Below are 18,995 nucleotides of genomic sequence, written 5' to 3'. Positions count from 1 at the left end.
ACCGGTGGGCCCGTACGGAAACGGGAGCGGTAGCGGGAACGGGAACGGGCAGCGCGGCGGGGTCCCGCACTGGAGCGAACTGACGGACGAGGACGCCGAGGACGAGTCGGGCGCCATGGTGCGCCCGTACACCATCACCCGCGGCCGCACCGCCCCCGAGCGCGACGACCTCACCCTGATCACCGTGCTCACCACCGTCGAGGACGAGGCCGACCGGGCCCTGGCGCGGGGCAGCCGCGCCGGTGCCCGCGGCCTCCAGCCCGAGCACCGGATGATCCTCGACCACTGCCGGCGGCCCGCCGCCGTCGCCGAGGTGTCGGCCGGCCTGGACCTCCCGGTCTCGGTCACCAAGATCCTGCTGGGCGACCTGGTCGCCCAGGGCCTGCTGCGGGCCAGGGCACCGCTCTCGGTGGCCCGGGCCGCCGGAGGCGTGGACCTCGGCCTGCTCACGGCCGTTCGCGAAGGACTCCGGAGACTCTGAACCATGGCAACACCCCACCCCAGCAGTGCCGCCGACGCCGGCGTCGCCACCGCGCCGGCCGCCGTCAAGATCCTCATCGCGGGCGGCTTCGGCGTCGGCAAGACCACCCTCGTCGGCTCCGTCAGCGAGGTCACCCCGCTGCGCACCGAGGAGTACCTGACGCGGGCCAGCGTCGGCGTGGACGACCTGTCCGGCGTCGACCAGAAGGACACCACCACCGTCGCCCTCGACTTCGGCCGGATCACCGTCAGCCCGGACCTCGTCGTCTACCTGTTCGGCACCCCCGGGCAGGAACGCTTCTGGTTCATGTGGAACGACCTCGTCAACGGCGCCCTCGGTGGCATCGTCATCGCCGACACCCGCCGGCTCGACACCAGCTTCGCCTCCATCGACTTCTTCGAGAGCCGGGGCATCCCCTTCGTCGTCGCCATCAACTGCTTCCACAGCCACAACACCCGCACCCCCGACGAGATCCGGGCCGCCCTCGACCTGGACCCGCAGGTGCCGATGCTCCTCGGCGACGTCCGCGAACGCGCCTTCGGACGCGACCTGCTGCTCGCCCTGGTCGACCACCTGATGGACCTCTCCGCCGCCCCCGTCGGCTGAACGTCGGCTGAACCACCTCCCTTCCCCAGGAGCCACCCCATGACCTCACCCCTGCGCGTCCTCGTCCACGGCGGCGGCATCGGCGGGCTCACCCTCGCCACCGCCCTCGCCAAGCGCGGCCACCACGTCGACGTCGCCGAACTGCGCGACCAGCTGGAAGCCCTCGGCGTCGGCATCATCCAGCCCTCCAACGCCCTCCACGTGATGCGCGAGATCGGCGTCCTCGACGACTGCCTCGCCGCCGGCTTCGAATGGGAGGTGCTGACCATCTGCGACCCGACCGGCGCCACCCTCGCCAAGATCCCGCAGCCCCGGATGGGCGACGCCCCCTCGAACAACGGCATCCCCCGCCCCGCCCTCGCCCAGGTGCTCGCCACCGCCGCCACCCGGGCCGGCGCCACCCTGCGCTTCGGCACCACCATCGCCGACCTCGCCGAGGACGCCGACGGCGTCGACGCCACCCTCACCGACGGGCACCGCGGCCGCTACGACCTCGTCGTCGGCTTCGACGGCATCGGCTCCCCGCTGCGCAAGCGCCTCTACGGGGAGAAGTACGCGCCCGAGTACACCGGCTTCGCCAACTGGCGCGTCACCCTGCCGCGTTCACCCGAGGTCCAGGGCGTGGTGATGTCCACCGGCAACCTCAAGGCCAAGGCGCTGCTCACCCCGATCAGCGACGACCTCATGTACCTGGGCTCGGTGTTCGCCGAGGCCGAGGACTTCCGGCCCGACCCCGGGCACGCCCACGAGCAGCTCGCCGAACGCCTGGCCGGCTTCGGCGGCCCGATCGCCGAGGCCCTCACCCAGGTCACCGACCCGTCCGCCGTGGTCTACTCGCGGATCTCCCAGGTCAGCGTCGAGGAGCCCTGGCACGTCGGCCGGATCGCACTCGCCGGCGACGCCGCCCACGCCTCCACCCCGCACCTCGCCCAGGGCGCCGCGATGGCCGTCGAGGACGCCCTCGTCCTCGCCCAGAGCCTGGACGCCGCCGAGACCGTGCCCGCCGCGCTCGCCACCTGGGAGGAGCGCCGCCGACCCCGCGCCATGTGGGTCCAGGCGCTCTCCCGGGCCATCCTCAAGCAGGAGACCGGCATGCCCACCACCCCGGAGGAGGACGAACTCCTCAAGGTCGGCATCCCCGGCGCCGCCCACGTCCTCGTCCAGCCGTACTGAGGCCCCTGTCCGGCCTGCTGCACAGCCCCGTGCAGCAGGCCGGCGGCCGGGTCACGCGCCGGCTCACGCGTCGGCTCACGCGCCGGCGAGCTCGTGCCGCCGCTGCCACACCGCCGCCGAGACCCGGGCCAGCAGCCGGGCCGCCGGGTCCGTACGATCCTCACCCGAGGCCAGCGGGCCGGTGTAGCAGACCGCGATCAGGTAGGGCGGGCAGTCCTGCGGGTGGACCAGGCCCACGCTGTGCCGGGCGCCCGGCACCCAGCCGTTCTTGAAGGCGATCCGGGTGTCCGGCGGCAGGCCCGCCGCCAGATCCACCCGGAACGCGTTGCGCTCCAGCAGCGCCAGCAACTCCGGCTCCCCGCCCAGGGAGTGCAGCAGCCGCACCAAGTCCCGCGCGCTCACCAGGTTGTGCACCCCGGCGTCGCGCGCCGCGTAGTCCTCGATCCCGCGCGGGCTCGCGCTGCGCGTCGCCCCGGCCCGCCGCCACGCCTCGGCCACCGCCGCCCGGTCGACCCGGGCCAGGCACAGGTTGGTGGCCAGGTTGGAGGAGTGCGTGATCATCCGCTCGGCGAGCAGCCGCAGCGGCACATGCGTGCCCAGCAGCTCCCACGGCAGCGGATCGCTGTCCCAGTCGGGATCGTTGCCGAACTCCCCGCCTACCACTGACTCGAACCGGTTCACCACCGGCACCTCGGCATCGAGATCCACCCCGCCACGGGCGAGCGCCGCCAACACCGCGACCTTCATCGTGCTCGCGGCATCATGCAGTTCGTCCGGCGCCCGCACGAACACCGGCTCCGCCTCGCCCGCCCAGGGGGCCACCACCACAGACAGCATGGAGGAAGAGTAGGGGAGATCGGGCCGAACCGGGCGGGCGCGGGGAACGGGAAGTCGGCGGCTCCGACGTCCCGCTCCCCGCGACCGCGCTCAGGCGCCGTTGCGGCGGCGGCGTCGCTCGTGGAACAGCACCGCTCCACCGCCCAGCAGCAGCAGCCCGAGGCCGACCACGGCGGCGAACAGGACGCCGTCACCCGCCCCGGTGGAGGCGAGCGGCCCGCCGGGGGCCGTACTCGGGCTCGTAGTCGGGCTCGGGCTCGTAGTCGGGCTCGGGCTCGTAGTCGGGCTCGGGCTCGTAGTCGGGCTCGGGCTCGGGCTGCCCGAGGCGGTCGACGCGGCGGACTCGCCGAGGCCCGTACCCGTACCCGGACTCGCGCTCGCGCTCGCCGAGGCGCTCGGGGTGGCGCTCGGGGTGGCGCTCGGGGTGGCAGTGGGCGAGGGCGAGGCGTCCGCCGCCGTCCAGCTCACCCGCGCACTCGCACCGACGGGAATCCGACCACCGCCCACGAGGATCAGCGGCTTGCTGCCGGGGCTGAGGAGCGCCCGGCCCGCCACGGCCGGGAGCGACGCCGTCGCCGAGACGGTCGCGCTGCCCGACCGTGCACCGGCCGGGGCCGTCACGAAGAGCGCGTCGCCGTTCGCGGCGGGCTCGGTGAGGGAGCCGCAGTCGTCGGAGCGGACGTTTCCGGCACGGTCGGTCAGGACCGCGCCCGCCGCCGGGCCGAGGGACGCGCCGACCGGACCGCCGGTGGAGGTGACCGCGATCGGCCCGAGCGGAGATCCCGCGGCCCCGGTCACGGCACCGGGGGCGAGGGCGAGCGGGGCGGCGGGCTCCTCGACGTCCTCGGCGTGGGACACCAGGTAGTCCACGAGCCTGGTGGCGACCGGGTCTCCCGGGAGGACCCCCTTGACGTGGTTCGTGATGCGCCAGATGGCGGCCTGGGTCGCGCCGCCCGCCCCCGCCTCGGAGAGCTCGCCGCCGACCAGTGCGCCGAGCTCACTCGCGGAGGCCCTCGGGTACCCGTTGCGCAGGATCCAGTTGACCTTCCCCGCTTCGGGATTGCCCTTCAGCAGGGGCGCCTCGGACGGGCCGGTCTCGCGATAGACCGCGTCGTCCTTCAGCTCGGACCGGGCGTCGAGCGAGTATCCGGACAGGTGGACCGCCTTATCGGTCACCATCTCGAACAGCCCGCCGAACATCCGGTCGCCCTCGTCATCGCCCAGCTCGACGGTACGGCCCTGGATGACGTCGGATTCCCCCGTCACGGTCACACCGGTGTCGACCCCGGCGCAGGCACCGCCGGAACCGCCCTCCGATCCGGCCGCCCCCGTCGGCGCGAGCCCGCCGACCGCCAGCACCCCGGTCGAGAGCACGACGGCTGCCGCGCGGATCGCACATGTCCACTTCACTGCTGCTTCTTCTCCTATGTGAGCTCCGGAACCGGGTGGGGGTGGCCGCTCTATGGCGCCATAGGCCCGGCCTATGGCCCGCCGGACGAAGTGCGGACCCGGGCGGCCGGGCCGCCGGAGTCCCCCTCCCGCTCCGGCGGCCCGGCGTCCTGCACCCGACAGCCGCAACTGCGGTGTCCCCCGTCGGGCTTGTCCCTGCGGACACGAACCAACCTAGCGACGGCCGGGCCCGGCCAGAGCCCGCTCCCGGCGGAACTGCCTGCACGACCCGCGTGCAACGTGCTGCGGGCCCCGGGACGTTGGTCCCCTCCGATCGGGGCGGAGGTCCCTGGGGAGCCCCCGGCGGCTGATGGACGATCACTCTCCTGCGGCGGCCCACCCGGGCCGCCGTCCCCGCTTCGACACCCCGAGGGCACCCGCGTGGAAGGCAACGCACTGGCAGTACTGGGCGTGAGCACCCGGGAGGAGTCGGTCTACCGGCTACTCCTGCGCTCCCCCGGAATCGGAATCACCGCGATCGCCCTCGGCTGCGGACTCGACCGGGACACCGCCGCGGCCGCCGTCCTGCGGCTCCGGGAGCTGGGCCTGGCGATCGCCGCGAGCGATCCGCCCGTGTTCGACGGCGTCGACCCGGGAGCCGCGGTCGAACGACTGGCCCGGCGCCGGCTCGACGGGCTGCAGGAGGAGATCCGGCAGGTCGTCTCCGCCCGTCACCTGGTGGACGGACTGCTGGAGGACCACCGGGCCGGACAGCGGGCGCCGTCCGGCGAGTTGCAGCGCGTCGACGGCATCGACCAGGTGATCGCGTGCATCGACGAGCTGTCGTTCTTCGCCCGCGAGGAGCGCCTGACCACCCATCCGGGGCCGATCATCTCCGCCGCGCTCGACGCCGTCCGGACCTCCGACCTGAAGTACCTGCGGCGCGGCCTGCGGATGCGGACCATCCTGCACAGCAGCGCGCTCGATTGCCGGCGGATCAGCCGCTTCGCCGGGGAGCTGGCGGAACAGGGCGCCCAGGTGCGCGGCACCGCCAGGCCGCTGCACCGGATGGTGATCTTCGACCGGCGGACCGCCCTGGTCGCGACCGACCCGCACGACATCACCCGGGGCGCCCTGGTCGTCCGCCAACCCGGGCTGCTGGCCCTCCTGTTGACCCAGTTCGAGCGCCACTGGGCACAGTCCTGCGAGCTCGGGGACACCCTGCCGAACCCGACCGAACGAGAGGTCCTGCGGACCATGGCCGGCGTCGACAAGGACGAGGCCGGGGCACGCGCCCTGGACATGTCGCTGCGCACCTACCGCGGCCACGTCGCGGCGCTGATGCGCCGGCTCGGTGCGCCGAACCGGTTCCAGGCCGCGCTGGCGGCCCGCGACCGGAACTGGATCTGACCGGCGGGCGGGGAAGGGCCAGGTGCCTCCGTCCCGTTCAGGGACGTCGGCCCGTCCGGGAAGGCCGGAAGGCCGGAAGGCCCGCGAGGCCTACTTGGCGCAGGTGCGGTCCCTGCCCGGGAGGCGGCCGGTGGCCAGGTAGGTGTTCACCGAGTCGTCGACGCAGGCGTTGCCGTAGACGCCGAAGCCGGCGTGCTGGAAGGCTCCGTCGAGGGTGACCAGCCGGGAGCTGGGCAGCATGCCGTGCAGGGCGACGCTGCCCCGATACGGGGTGCGCGGGTCGCCGCTGGCGGCCACGAGCAGGGCCGCGGTGTCGCGCCGGACCTGGGTCGGCTCCTCGCGCGGCGCGTCCCAGAACGCGCACGGGGTGATGTTCTCGGTCATCGGGCTGAACAGCGGGTGGGCGGCGCGGCCGCGTTCGATGTCGCGCCAGTACTGCTCGGGGTCGCGCGGGGCGGCCACGTCCGCGCACAGGATGGCGGTCTGCACGCTGCCGGTGGCCGAACCCGCGCTGGTGAACGCCTCCCGCAGGAAGGCGGCGAAGCCGGGCGACACCCGGGTGGGCTGCCCGTCGGCGGCCTTGGCCAGGACGGACAGCTGCTCGGCGAGGCCCGCCCGCGCCGGGTCGAGGTCGCTCGCGAGCCCGGCGAACAGCAGGGCGGGCACCTGGCTGCCGTCGAGCCGGAAGACGTCGGGGGCGGTGCCGACGGTGAGCGGCTCCCGCTCGGCCGCCGCGACGACGCGGTCGATCGTGGCGCGCACCTGCGCGCGGGTGTCGCCGAGGCCGTAGTCGGCGTGGTGCGCGGCCGCCCAGTCGGCCCAACTGTCGAGCGCCCGCTCGTGCTCGTTCTCGGTGCCCCGCATCAGCCGGGGGTTGTAGCTGCGCGGGTCGATCGCCCCGTCGAGGACCACCCGGTCGTAGCGGCCGGGGAACAGCTGGGTGTAGGCCGTGCCCAGGTAGGTGCCGTACGAGTAGCCGAGGTAGGAGATCCTCCGCTCGCCGAGCACGGCCCGGACGACGTCCAGGTCGCGGGCCGTGTTGCGGGTCGTGACGAACGGCAGCACCGAGCCGTTGGTGGCCCGGCACTTGTCGGCCACGCTCTTGGCCCGCGCCGTCTGGCTGTCGAAGCCCGCCCGGTCGGGGCCGGCCGAGGGCAGACCGGGGGCGGCGGGCAGGCCGCAGTCCAGCGGGGTGCTGCGGCCGACGAAGCGCGGGTCCATGCCGATCACGTCGTAGCGGGCGCCGGTCTCCTTCATCGCCCCGCGCACCAGGACGGAGTTGGCGAGGCCCGGCCCGCCGGGGCCGCCGAAGTTGAGCAGGAGGGAGCCGATCCGGTGCCGGGTGTCGGTGGCCTTGAGCCGGGAGATCGCGACGGTGACGGTCCGCCCCCGGGGGTCGCTGTAGTCGAGCGGCACGGTCACGTCCGCGCAGCGCGCGCCCGCGCTCTCCAGGCCGCGGCCCACCTCGTCGTCGGGTCCCAGGACGCAGCTGCGCCAGTCGAGGCGCTGGTGGTGGTAGCGGTCGAGTCCGGCTGCGGCGCTCGCGGGGCCGTCGTCGCGCTCGGCGGCGGCCGTGGCGGCGGGCGCCGTGGCGAGGCAGGCGGTCAGGGCGAGGCCCGCGGCCGCGACGCGGCGCAGGGCCTTGGGGGTGGTCATGCGGTCTCCTGGCGGTGATGGGTGCGGATGCGCAGGAAGTCGGTCAGGCCGACTTCCTGCGCGTCAGCCTTCCAGCGCACCCGGCACCGGATCATCGCCCTGGGACACGAACTGCCGGTACGTCAGAAGTACGTCAGGAGCAGTAGCCCCGCTGCCCGGCGTACCGCCCGAGCAGTAACCGGACCCCGAGCCCGGGGCGTGCCCGGGTCAGCTGCTCGGGCGCGGGGACGGCAGGGCCGCGGAGCCCGCCGCCAGGGGCCATTCGCGGTGGAACGGCGGCAGCGGGTACGTGCCCTCAATGACCGGGGTGCCGAAGACCTTGAGGTGGGCGAGCAGCGAGCCGGTCAGGTCGACGCCGCCGACCAGCGACCAACTCCCTTGGGCCTGCGGCGGGTTGCCGGAGGAGTCGGCGGTCAGCGAGCCCTCGGCCTGGGCCCGCAGGTAGGGGGCGACGGTGGTCTGGACGCCGACGGTGTCGTAGAGGCCGACGGAGACCTCGGCGCCGAGCGCGGCCCGCACGCCGGCCTTGCCGGTGAGGCGCACCCGGATCGGGGAGACCTTGGTGTCGGCGTCGGTGGTCGGGGTCCAGCCCTTGCCGCCGGTGTAGTCGGCGCGGACGGCCCAGGTGCCGGTGGCCTCCTGTTCGGCCTCCAGGTGGACCTGGCCGTCGGCGCTAACCTCCAGGTAGCAGGTGAGCTTCAGGTTGACCACGACGGGCAGTCCGGCGACGGTGAGAACCGGGCTGGCCTGCAACGTGGCGAAGGGCAGCCGGACGGGCGCGGCGCCGGTGCTGCGCGCGACGTCGCCGGTGACCTTCCACTGGGCGTGGGCGCCGAGGTCGAAGCCGATGGAGGCCGTGCGCGGGCTGCCGGCGGCGGCGCCGTGGTAGGCGAAGTGGACGGCCGGGTGCAGCTGGAGGGAGCCGGAGGCGTCCACGCTCGCGCCGTCGGGCAGCGGGACGGGGGCCTTGACGTCGACCTCCAGGGTGCCGGAGGCGTCGGCCTTCACGCCGCCGCCGTCCGCACCGACGACGGCCTTGAGGTCCTTGACCAGCGGGGTGACGGTGATGCCGTGCGGGTCGACGGGCACCTGGCCGTCGGCCTCGGTGCCGCCGAGGAGTTCGGCGAGGGTGGCGGGGCGGGTGGTCAGGTTGAGGCTGGCGCCCACGCCGGGGCGGACGCCGGTGACGGCGACCAGCGCACCCTGGGGCGCGGCGGCGGTGGGCGGGCTGGCGATGAGCTGCCCGGGCTGGACGGCGGGGGCGGGGGTCGGCGTCGCGCCGGCGGTCGCGGTGGGCCCGGCTGCCGGTGGCGCCGAGAGGACGGCCGTGCCGCCCGCCGGGTCGTAAGCGGTGAGCTGGAGGTTCTGCCCGGCGGGGGTGGCCGCGCCGCCGTCTTTGGCGGGGGCGGCGACGGCGGCCTGCCGGTCGCCGGCCGGGGCGGCGGTGACCGGCGCACCGGCGGCACCGGTCGGCCGTGCGGTGGCGGCCGCGGTGGTCGGGGCGGCGGCGGCCCGGGCGCGCGGGGTGCCGGCGGCCGGGGCCGTCGGGGCCTGGCCGCCGGCGGCGGCCGTGGTCGTGGTCGTGGTCGTGGTCGTGCCGGTGGTGACGGCCGCTTCGGTGGTGCCGGCGGCGGCCTGCGGAGTGCCGGAGGTGGTCGGCCCGCAGGCGGCGACCCCGGCGAGGGCGAGGGTGAGGAGGGCGGGGCCGAGGGCCCTGCCTATGGAGCTTTTGAACACGCGGCGTCATGTTACTGACGGGGAATAAGTTTGTCGAAGACAGGCCAAGCAAGGTAAAAGGCGCAGGTCAGACCAGCCGGGCCACGGGCAGCGGAGCTCCCGGCAGCGGGCCCACCACGGCGTCCGCCGCCAGCTCGGCCAGGTACCGGGAGCGGGGTACCGGCTCGGCGCCGAGGCTGCGGATGTGCGGACTGTCCCACTGGGCGTCGAGCAGCCGCCCGCCGGCCGCGCCGAAGCGCACCCCGAGGTCGGCGACGGCGACGCGGGCGGCGTCGGGGCGGCGGTGGAACATCGAGTCGAGGCTGAGGACGGGCCCGGCGGCGACGCCGAACACCCCGCCGATCAGCTCCTCGCCCTCCCACACCTCGCCGCTGTGGGCGGCCCCGAGCACATGCAGCTGCTCCAGTGCGGCCCTCAACTCACCCGTCAGCCAGGCTGGTTGGCGGCCCTCGGCACAGCGGGCCAGCACCTCGCCGAAGGCCCGGTCGGCGCTGGTCCACCACTGCGGCCGGTGGCGCAGCCGCCGGGCGAGGCGGCTGCCGAGCCGGACGCCGTCGGGCGGCAGGACGGGCCGGGGGTCGGGCGACCACCAGGCCAGCGCGTACGGGTCGTCCCCGCCGGGCAGCAGCATCACCTCGCCCGCCTCGACGGCCTGTTCGTAGCGCGCCTCGTTGTAGGCGCCGGCATACTCGTCCGCCGCGGGCATCGGGAACAGGCCCCGACGGTACGCCGCCAGCAGGTCCGGCGCGCCGAGACCGGCGCCGAACGCCACCGGCCCGTCCCCGGGCCCCCGTTGGACGTCCAGCCCGTCGAAGGGGCTCATGCCGGCGGCCCGAGGAAGCCCTCCGCCGCCAGCCGGCCCAGGTAGTGGTCGAGCAGGCCGGCGTCGACGGCGGGCAGGTCGATCCCGCTGCCGGCGAGCGCGGCATTGGTGTTGGCGCGGTCGAACAGCGGGAAGACGGGCCGGAAGTACAGCTCGCTGATCGACAGCGCCGATCCGGGGGCGCGGTCGACGAACAGCGGGACGAACGGCGTGACGGGGTGGGCGGGGTGCCCGGCGGCGAACCGGACCAGGCCCTGCACCCAGTCACCGTACGGGAGTTCGGCGATCGGGTGGCCTCGGGCCCGGAGCCGTTCGGCGAGGTCGGCGAGGTCGGCGGGGCGCGGCGAGGTGAGGTGGTAGACCTCGCCGTCGGCGGGGGCGTGGGCGGCGATGTGGGCGACGGCGCGCGCGAAGCGGTCGGCCGGGACGAAGTCGAGCGGCAGCAGCACGTCCGGGCAGGTGCCGCTGTCCGCCAGGTACGCGATGAGCGCGCAGATCTCGGTGCCGGTGTTCATCACGCCGGTGGCGAGGTCGCCGGTGACGTCGCTGGTGCGCAGCACGGTGACCGGGAGCCCGGCGGCGGCCGCCTCGTGCAGCAGTTGTTCGGCGACCCACTTGCTCTCGACGTAGCCGACGCCGAGCCGGTCGGGGTGGGCGAGCGGGGTCCGTTCGGTGACCTCGCGGACGCCGGCCGCGCCGAAGCCGGCCAGCACGGCGAGGGTGGACAGGTAGTGCACGGGCACGCCCCGGCTGAGCCCGGCGAGGCGGATGATCTCGCGGGTGCCGCCGACGTTGGGCGCGCGCAGCTGGTGGTACGGGTAGAGGAAGTTGACCTGCCCGCCGAGGTGGTGGACGGCGTCCAGACTCCCGGCCAGCCCGTCGAACTGACGCTGCGTCAGCCCGAGTCGGGGTGCGGCGAGGTCGCCGACCAGCGGCACCACCCGGGTGTCGGTGAGGTCGTGCCGCAGGAAGCGCTGCTGGGCGGCGCGCAGGCGTTCCAGCGCGTGCTCCTCGTCGGGGGCGCGGACCAGGCAGTGGATCCGGGCCCGGGTGGTGGCGAGCAGGGCGTGCAGCAGGTGGGCGCCGCAGAAGCCGGTGGCGCCGGTGAGCAGGATCTCGGCGGGTTCGGCGCGGCTGGGCGCCGGGCTCCAGGACTGCCGGACGGGGAGGGTGAGCCGGGCCTCGGCAGCCCAGTCGACGGCGGCCTCGCCGGGGCCGGGGCTGGGGCCGGCGGTGCGGGCGGCCTGGACGGCGGCCGCGAAGGCGCGCAGGGTGGCGTCGCGCAGCAGGGCGCGGGTGAGGGCGCGGACGCGGGTGACGTCGAGGCCGAGCATAATCCGGGCGCGGGCGAGCATCTCCATGGCCAGCAGCGAGTTGCCGCCGAGCGCGAAGAAGTCGTCGGCGGGGCCGACGTCCTCGACGCCGAGCAGTTCGGCCCACAGCTGCCCGATGGCGTCCTCGACGGCTCCCCCGCCGCCCGCCGCCCCGGTGCCGCCCGCGTCGGCCCGGCCCGGGGTGCGCGGCTCGGCGTGCGGCAGCCGGCGGCGGTCGACCTTTCCGGCCGGGGTGAGCGGCATGCGGTCCAGCGCCACGAAGGCGGCCGGGAGCATGTACTCCGGCAGCCGTTCGGCCAGGTAGGCGCGGAGCCGGTCGCGGCGGGCCCCGGCACCGGCCGCGGCGTCGGCGTGGTCGGCGAGCGTGTAGTAGGCGGTGAGCGCGCGGCCCCCGTCGGGGTCGCCGCCGTCGGCGGCGACCCGGGCCTGCCGGACGTCGGGGTGGGCGGCGAGGGCGGCCTCGATCTCGGCGGGGTCGACGCGGTGGCCGAGCACCTTCACCTGGTCGTCGAAGCGGCCGAGGATCTCCAGCTGCCCGTCGGCCCGCCAGCGCCCGGCGTCGCCGGTGCGGTACATCCGCTCGCCGGGCACCGGCGCGTACGGGTCGGGGACGAAGGCCTCGGCGGTCGCCACGGGGGCGCGCCAGTAGCCCCGGGCGAGGCCGGGCCCGCCGAGGTGGATCTCGCCCTTCTCGCCGGGCCGTACGGGGGACAGCCGGGCGTCCAGGACGTGCACCCGCACGCCGGGCAGCGGTCGGCCGATCGGCACCGGCGCGGCCGGGCCGCCCGGGCCGCCGGCGTCCAGCAGGGCGGGGGTGACCTCGCAGAGCGTGGAGGTGACGGCGGCCTCGGTGACCCCGTAGGCGTTGACCAGCCGGACGCCGGGCAGCCGGTCCAGGCAGCTGCGGCAGTCGTCGGCGTGCACGACGTCCCCGCCGACGACGACCAGCCGCAGCCCCTCCGGGCCGGGCCCGCCGGGCGGGAGCAGCGTGAGCACGTGGTGCCAGTAGGCGGGGGTGAGGTCGGCGACGGCGAGGCCGAGTCCGCGCATCCGGTGGACGAGTTCGGTGGGCGCCCAGGTGCGGCCGCCGCCGAGGACGAGGGTGGCCCCGGCGAGCAGGGTCGCGAAGACCTGCTCCAGTGCGGTGTCGAAGCCGAGCGCGGCGAGTTGCAGCACGCGTTCGCCGGGGGCGAGGCCGTAGGCGTGGACGACCCGGTCGAGGGTGAACACCAGGGCGCGGTGGGTGACGGGGACGCCCTTGGGGGTGCCGGTGGTGCCGGAGGTGTAGATCAGGTAGGCGAGGTCGTCGGGCCCGGCACCGTCGAGCTCACCGGCGCCGTCGGGCCCGCCCGCACCGTCCACGCCGTCCACCGGCAGCGGCTCGACGCCCGGCAGCGCCCCGCCCTCGGTGACCGCCACCCGCGCCCCGCTGTCCTCGACCAGCCGGGCCAGGCGCCGCGCCGGGTACGCCGGGTCCAGCGGCAGCAGCGCCGCGCCCGCCTTCAGTACGCCGAGCCAGGCGACGACCAGGCCCGCGCCGCGTTCGAGGCAGACCGGCACCACCTCCTCGGGGCCGACCCCGCGGGCCCGCAGCGCCCACGCCAGGCGGTCGCTGCGCCGGTCCAGCTCGCGGTAGCTCAGCGTGGCGTCGTCTGCGGCGACGGCGACCGCGTCCGGGTGCTGCGCGGCGCGGGAGCGCAGCAGTCCGGGCACGGTGCCGCCGCCGCCCGCGGCCCGCCCGCGGCCGCGCTCCCCGGGGGAGCCGAGCCCGGGGAAGCCGAGCCCGGGCGGGCGCCATTCGCGGGCCACGTGGGCCCGGCAGTCGTCGCGGCCGGCCGGCCCGTACACCAGGTGCCAGCCGCCCGGCACGGTCAAGTCGCCGGGCCAGATCGCGTACTGACCGCTGTCGTTGCGAACCACGGCGTGACGCCCGGAGTTCACATCCGTTCGTACGCCCTGTGCGCTGTCTGCTGCGTCGTCCACCGGCTTGACCTCGTGCTGTGGCGGCAGTTTCCTGGGAGGTGCGACATTTCCGACTATACGCACTCAGGGCACAGGACGAACGTCCGATCGCAACCCGACCGGACGCGACGCTGCCGTGTGCCCGTCAGCCCGGGACGAGACGACCCCGCGACCGCCGAGACCCGTCCTCGCCCGAACTCCCCCGTCCCACCGGCCGGGTGGCGACGCGGAGGAGGTAGCCCCGTTGACACGTCGGCGACAACGCCTGATGGTCTGTTACCTGCTGTGGATGGTGCTGTTCACCGGCGTCTACTACATCAACCCCTCGCAGCGGATCATCTGGTGGACGGGCATCGGACTCGGCAGCAGCGCGGCCATCGTGGCCGGCGTCCGCCTCAACCGCCCCGCGCACGCGCTGTTCTGGTACGTGCTGGCGCTCGCCAACCTGAGCTTCACCGCGGGCGAGGTCGTCCAGGTCGTCCAGACCCAGTTCCTGCACCTCCACAACCCGTTCCCGTCCGTCGCCGACGGCTTCTACCTGGCCGAGTTCGTGCTGTACGCGGCCGGCGTGCTCGGCTTCATCCGCTGGCGCACGGCCCGTCAGGACCGCGCCGGCCTGCTCGACGCGCTGATCCTCACCATGGGCCTGGCGCTGCTCGCCTGGATCTACCTGATCCTCCCGTACGCCCGCAACCCCGACCTCTCCTGGTTCCAGAAGGCCGTCTCGATCGGCTACCCGCTCGGCGACGTGGTCGTCCTCGCCCTGCTGCTGCGACTGCTGACCCCGCGCGGCGGCACCAGCCGGGCGCTGCAACTGCTCACCGTCGGCACCGCCGGCATGCTGGTCTCGGACACCCTGTACGGGCTGATCCAGTTGCACGGCAACTGGCACATCGGCACCCCCGTCGACTTCGGCTGGGCCGCCTTCTACACCGCCTGGGGCGCGGCCGCGCTGCACCCGTCCATGGTCGAGCTGACCAGACCCGTCCCCACCCAGCAACCCGACCTGAGCGCCGGTCGCCTCGCCCTGCTCACCCTGGCCTCGCTGATCGCCCCGGCGATCCTGATCATCGAGTCGCTGAACGGCAACACCAGCAACGCCGGCGTGATCGGCGCCTTCTCCGCCCTCCTGTACCTGCTGGTGCTGGCCCGACTGGCGGTCGTCGTGGTCGCCCGCCGGCAGGCGATCGCCCGCGAGCGGGCCCTGCGCGAGGCCGGCGCCAGACTCACCGCGGCCGTCACCGTCGAGGAGGTCGCGGACGCCGTCCAGGCCACCGCCTCCACCCTGATGCCCACCGAGCCCGGGCACGTCGCCCTGCTCGCCGTCACCGAGGCCGGCGTCCTGCACGTGCGGCACGCCGAACGCGGCGCCGCCCAGCACCACCTCGGCCCCGTCACCGACTCCGACGAGGCGCTCGCCCTCGCCGCCTACCGAGAGACCCGGCTGCTGCCCGTCGAGGACATCGGCAGCGACCTCGCCGCCCGCCTCGACGGCATGCCCTCCGCCCTGCTGTGCCCGCTCACCCTCGACGAGCGCCCCTCCGGCGACCCGCTGATCGGCGCGCTCATCGTCACCGGCACCGCGCAGGAGCTCACCAGCCTGTGGGGCTCGCTGGAGATCCTGGCCGCGCAGGCCGCGCTGGCCGTCGAACGGGTCGTGCTGAGCCAGGAGGTCAACCGCCGCAACAGCGAGCTGTACTTCCGCACCCTGGTGCAGAACGCCAGCGACGTCATCCTGATCCTGGACGCCGACGACGGCGTCCGCTACGCCTCCTCCTCCGCCGAACGGGTCCTCGGCTACCCCAGCCTGGACGGCACCCTGCTCACCGAGCTCGTCCCGCCCGAGGACAGCCGGGCCGTCGGCAAGGCGCTGGCCCGGATGCGCGGCCCGGTGGACGCCGCCCCGGTGCACGCCGCCCCGGCGCACGCCGCCCCGGCACACGCGCCGGAGCACTCACCACCACACGAACCGCTGCGCGAGCAGCCGCACTCGCCGCCACACGAACCGCTGCGCGAGCAGCCCCGTGAGCACTGGCGGCTGCTGCGGCAGGACCGGACCCCGATCGAGGCCGAGGTCCGCTTCAACGACCTGCGCGCCGACCCGACGGTCGGCGGCCTGGTGCTCACCCTGCGCGACGTGACCGAGCAGCGCCAGATGGAGCGCGAACTCACCCACCGGGCCTTCCACGACTCCCTCACCGGCCTCGCCAACCGGGTGCTGTTCCTGGACCGGGTCGGCCACGCGCTGTCCCGCGGCGAGCGCAGCGGCGCCGTCACCGGGGTGCTCTTCCTCGACCTCGACGACTTCAAGGTGGTCAACGACACCCAGGGGCACGCCGTCGGCGACGAACTGCTGATCGCCGTCTCGCTGCGGGTCTCCACCGCGCTGCGCAGCTCGGACACCGCCGCCCGGCTCGGCGGCGACGAGTTCGCCGTCCTGGTCGAGGACGCGCTGCGCCCGGCCGACGTGGACGCCATCGCGGACACCGTGCTGACGGTGTTCGCAGAACCGTTCAGGCTGAGCGCGGGCGCCGTCCGGGTGACGGCCAGCATCGGCGTCGCCACCACCGAGGACAGCGTGGACGCGGCCGAACTGCTCACCCACGCCGACCTCGCGCTCTACTCCGCCAAGGCGGCCGGCCGCCGCCAGTGGCGCCACTACCAGCCCGCCCTCCAGACCGGGCTGGTGGAGCGGCACGAGCTGAACGAGAACCTGGACGCGGCGATCGCCGAATCCTCCTTCCAGCTGTACTACCAGCCGATCGTCGACCTGCGCACCGGTGACCTGGTCGCCTTCGAGGCGCTCGTCCGCTGGCCGCACCAGCGGCGCGGCATGGTGCTGCCCGACGAGTTCATCGCCCTCGCCGAGGAGAGCGGCCAGATCGTCCCCCTCGGCGCCTGGGTCCTGGAACGCGCCGCCCAGGAGGCCGCCGCCTGGCACGCCGCCAGCTCCGCCGACCGCGCCGCCGCCGGCCTCCCCCCGCTGCGGGTCAACGTCAACGTCTCCGCCCGCCAGTTCCGCGACGCCGGCTTCGTCGACGTCGTCCGCGGCGCCCTGCGCAGCTCCGGCATCGACCCGCACACCCTCGTCCTCGAACTCACCGAATCCGTCCTGATGCGCCGCGACGACCGCGTCCACGCCGACATGGCCACCCTCGGCGACCTCGGCGTCGGCATCGCCATCGACGACTTCGGTACCGGCTACTCCTCGCTCTCCTACCTGCGCGAGTTCCCGATCTCCATCCTCAAGATCGACAAGTCCTTCATCGACGGCCTCGGCCTCTCCCCGCAGCAGTACGCCCTCGTCGAAGGCATCACCCGCATCGCCGACACCCTCGGCGTCCGGGTCATCGCCGAAGGCATCGAACACCCCGAACAGCGCGACCTCCTCGCCGCCATGGGCTGCCCGCTCGGCCAGGGCTACCTCTTCGCCCACCCCATGACCGCCCCGCAGGCCCGCGCCCTCGTCGGCGGCACCGCGCACGAACCGGCCTGACCCCCGACCTCAGGTCCACGTCCCACGTCCACGCCTCAGACCCACGCCCCAGGCCAGCGCCTCAGGTCCACGCCCAGCGGATGCCCGCGACCCCGGGCCCCAGCGCGGTCGCCACCACGTGCGCCAGGTGGTGGCTGTCCAGGGTGAGGTCGGCCAGGCTGTCGTCCGGACCCTCCGAGTCACTCGCCGTGAACCACTGGCACTGCACCGGGAGTTCGCCCGGATCGAAGCGCACCCGCAGGACGTAGTGGTCCGCCGGGAAGCGGAAGGCCGCACGGTAGCGGCAGCACTCGGCCGCGCTGTGCGGGCGCACCTCGAAGGAGAACACCTGGGTCTCGGAGCAGTGCAGCGAGCGGTCGAACAGCAGCTCCGCGAGCACCACCCGGGCCACCGGATCCCGGCGCACCCGGCCCAGCCGGCAGCTGTCCCCCGCCACGATCTCGACGGCCCCCTCGTCCACCCCCTCGTCGCAGTCGTAGATCAGCAGCGCCCGGTCGACCCCGTCCTGACGGGCCCGGACCGCCACCATCGAACTGAGCGCCGCCAGTTCACGACGCGGCCCGACCGTCACCGTCGCGTACTCGGTGACCACCTGGAGCTTCCCGGCCGCCGGGCTGTCCAGATCCGCGAGCAGCCCGCCCAGATCACCGGGGGTGCGCACCATCTGCGGGTACGGGCGGGGCCCGCCGCCGTCGCGGTCCGCCCCGCCACGCGGCCGCGGCGCACCCAACAGGGCGGTGAGCGCGTGCGCCGGCAGCCCGAGGATCTCCTCCAGCGCGGCCACCACCCGTAACGACTCCGGGCGCTCCGGCCGGCGCAGCCCGCGCTGCCAGTAGCTCAGGGTCGTGACGGCGATCCGCAGTCCGCGCTCGGCCAGCCGGCTGCGCAGCCGCTCCAGCGGCAGCCCGCGGGCCTCGATCGCGGTGCGCAGCGCGAGGCCGAAGGGCCCGCTCCGCAGCGCGGCCAGCACGGCGGCGCTCTCCGGGGCAGCACCGGGCGGCGGTTCCTGACGACTGGCCATCGGGGCTCCCGGGGCTACTGGCCCGGCCGGCGCGCGGCGGCGGCGGGGCCGAGGGGACACGGCGGCGGTGCGGGGGGGCGAAGGGTGCGGACGGCGGCGGTACGGAGGGAGGGGGACGCGGTACGGGGGGACGCGGCGCGCTGTGAAATTACCGGCTTACCCCGGCCGCGTCCATATCCGGGAGCCCCGCTCCCGGCCACCCGTCTGCGGCGCAGCACCTCCGCCGCACCACCCCTCTTCACAGCCCCGTTCACAGCACCGCCCGCTCCCCTCCCGGGGGTCTGGGAGCGGCCCGGCCTGCTGCCTACGCTTCCTAGCAACCCCGGTCCGGGCCCGCCGCGTCGGCCGCGCGGCAACCCCCACACATCACACCCCCACACAAGGCACACCCCAGGGCGGCGCCGGGTGCACACGGAGCCGCCCGTGCCCCCGCACGAAGGAGTTCCCCCATGAGCGGACCCATCCGTGGGTCGTCCCTGCGCGCCGCACTGGCCGCGCTGTGCATGCTGGCCGCCGTCGTGACCACCGGCGCCGGCACCGCCGCGGCCTCCCCCCAGGCCGCCGCCGGAAGTTCCCAGACCTTCGCCGCCAGTTCCCGGCTCAACATCTCCATGCAGGCGCAGGAGCAGGACCAGTGGTGCTGGGCCGCCTCCGGCAACACCATCGCCACCTTCCTCGGCCACGGCACCGACCAGAACTCGTTCTGCGACCTCGCCTACGGCCAGGACACCTCGTACCAGTGCCCCAACCAGCCCGGCCAGCTCTCCTGGGTGCAGAACGCGCTCTCCGCACTCGGGGTGTCCCCCGGTCAGGAGACCGGCGCCCTGTCCTTCAACACCATCGTCAGCGAGATCAACGCGGGCCGGCCGATCGAGACCGGCATCTCCTGGCTGGCCGGCGGCGGGCACGCCCAGGTCATCTACGGCTACGACCAGAGCAACAAGTCCATCTACTGGGGCGACCCGTGGCCCAGCAGCAACCGCTACAACCTGGCGTCGTACAGCTACTACGCCGGCTACAACGGCCAGTTCAACTGGAACGACTCCCTGTACCGGATCGGGGCGTGACAC

13 protein-coding genes are annotated in these 18,995 nt (G+C 74.8%); 6 read left to right on the top strand and 7 right to left on the bottom strand.

Annotated features, from left to right (window positions below; genetic code table 11):
* Nucleotides 1-4 precede the first annotated feature (4 nt).
* From ACFVHI_RS05040 to ACFVHI_RS05030, 3 genes are read left to right on the top strand one after another with little or no spacing between them, the layout of a single operon-like run.
* The gene (locus ACFVHI_RS05040) at nt 5-481 is read left to right on the top strand and encodes a DUF742 domain-containing protein (RefSeq protein WP_380335859.1); all 477 of its coding nucleotides are present in this window, start codon (nt 5-7) and stop codon (nt 479-481) included.
* A gap of 3 nt (nt 482-484) precedes the next feature.
* Complete coding sequence (locus ACFVHI_RS05035; RefSeq protein WP_363366746.1) at nt 485-1,087, top strand: ATP/GTP-binding protein; 603 nt, start codon at nt 485-487, stop codon at nt 1,085-1,087.
* A gap of 39 nt (nt 1,088-1,126) precedes the next feature.
* Nucleotides 1,127-2,260 carry an FAD-dependent monooxygenase gene (locus tag ACFVHI_RS05030; protein WP_380335856.1) on the top strand — a complete coding sequence of 378 codons (1,134 nt, stop codon included), beginning with the start codon at nt 1,127-1,129 and terminating at the stop codon, nt 2,258-2,260.
* A gap of 75 nt (nt 2,261-2,335) precedes the next feature.
* Here the strand turns inward: ACFVHI_RS05030 and ACFVHI_RS05025 are convergent, their stop codons facing one another.
* Both ACFVHI_RS05025 and ACFVHI_RS05020 read right to left on the bottom strand, forming a co-directional pair.
* The gene (locus ACFVHI_RS05025; protein ID WP_063349791.1) at nt 2,336-3,097 is read right to left on the bottom strand and encodes a serine hydrolase; all 762 of its coding nucleotides are present in this window, start codon (nt 3,095-3,097) and stop codon (nt 2,336-2,338) included.
* Nucleotides 3,098-3,187: 90 nt separating this feature from the next.
* The gene (locus ACFVHI_RS05020; RefSeq protein ID WP_380335853.1) at nt 3,188-4,507 is read right to left on the bottom strand and encodes a thioester domain-containing protein; all 1,320 of its coding nucleotides are present in this window, start codon (nt 4,505-4,507) and stop codon (nt 3,188-3,190) included.
* Nucleotides 4,508-4,927: 420 nt separating this feature from the next.
* Between ACFVHI_RS05020 and ACFVHI_RS05015 the strand changes: the two genes are divergently transcribed.
* On the top strand, nt 4,928-5,896 hold the full coding sequence (locus tag ACFVHI_RS05015) for a helix-turn-helix transcriptional regulator (protein WP_380335850.1): 969 nt from the start codon (nt 4,928-4,930) through the stop codon (nt 5,894-5,896).
* 90 nt (nt 5,897-5,986) lie between these two features.
* Here ACFVHI_RS05015 and ACFVHI_RS05010 read toward each other — a convergent pair whose 3' ends face one another.
* From ACFVHI_RS05010 to ACFVHI_RS04995, 4 genes are all read right to left on the bottom strand, one after another.
* Nucleotides 5,987-7,552 carry an alpha/beta hydrolase gene (locus ACFVHI_RS05010; protein ID WP_380335848.1) on the bottom strand — a complete coding sequence of 522 codons (1,566 nt, stop codon included), beginning with the start codon at nt 7,550-7,552 and terminating at the stop codon, nt 5,987-5,989.
* Between the two features lie 207 nt (nt 7,553-7,759).
* Nucleotides 7,760-9,289, bottom strand: coding sequence for a hypothetical protein (locus tag ACFVHI_RS05005; RefSeq protein ID WP_380335845.1), 1,530 nt, complete (start codon nt 9,287-9,289; stop codon nt 7,760-7,762).
* Between the two features lie 67 nt (nt 9,290-9,356).
* Nucleotides 9,357-10,112, bottom strand: a complete 756-nt coding sequence (locus ACFVHI_RS05000) for a leucyl/phenylalanyl-tRNA--protein transferase (protein WP_380335842.1) — start codon at nt 10,110-10,112, stop codon at nt 9,357-9,359.
* Entirely contained in the window at nt 10,109-13,429 is a 3,321-nt protein-coding gene (locus ACFVHI_RS04995; RefSeq protein WP_380335839.1) for an amino acid adenylation domain-containing protein, read from the bottom strand. The genes ACFVHI_RS05000 and ACFVHI_RS04995 overlap by 4 nt, the downstream gene beginning before the upstream one ends.
* 223 nt (nt 13,430-13,652) lie before the next feature.
* Here ACFVHI_RS04995 and ACFVHI_RS04990 point away from each other — a divergent pair, with 223 nt between their 5' ends.
* A complete protein-coding gene (locus tag ACFVHI_RS04990) occupies nt 13,653-16,904 on the top strand; it encodes an EAL domain-containing protein (protein WP_380335836.1) in 3,252 nt (1,083 codons plus the stop codon).
* A gap of 61 nt (nt 16,905-16,965) precedes the next feature.
* On the opposite strand, the gene ACFVHI_RS04985 is transcribed toward ACFVHI_RS04990, so the two are convergent.
* Nucleotides 16,966-17,925: a helix-turn-helix transcriptional regulator gene (locus ACFVHI_RS04985; RefSeq protein ID WP_363366734.1), complete on the bottom strand. Its 960-nt coding sequence runs from the start codon at nt 17,923-17,925 to the stop codon at nt 16,966-16,968.
* A 449-nt stretch (nt 17,926-18,374) separates the two neighbouring features.
* Between ACFVHI_RS04985 and ACFVHI_RS04980 the strand changes: the two genes are divergently transcribed.
* Complete coding sequence (locus tag ACFVHI_RS04980; protein ID WP_063349784.1) at nt 18,375-18,992, top strand: papain-like cysteine protease family protein; 618 nt, start codon at nt 18,375-18,377, stop codon at nt 18,990-18,992.
* Nucleotides 18,993-18,995 lie beyond the last annotated feature (3 nt).

This window comes from Kitasatospora sp. NPDC127121 (assembly GCF_042677305.1).
Taxonomy (GTDB): domain Bacteria; phylum Actinomycetota; class Actinomycetes; order Streptomycetales; family Streptomycetaceae; genus Kitasatospora.
Note: the sequence above shows the minus strand (reverse complement) of the source record. Positions and strands in the feature narration are given on the sequence as shown.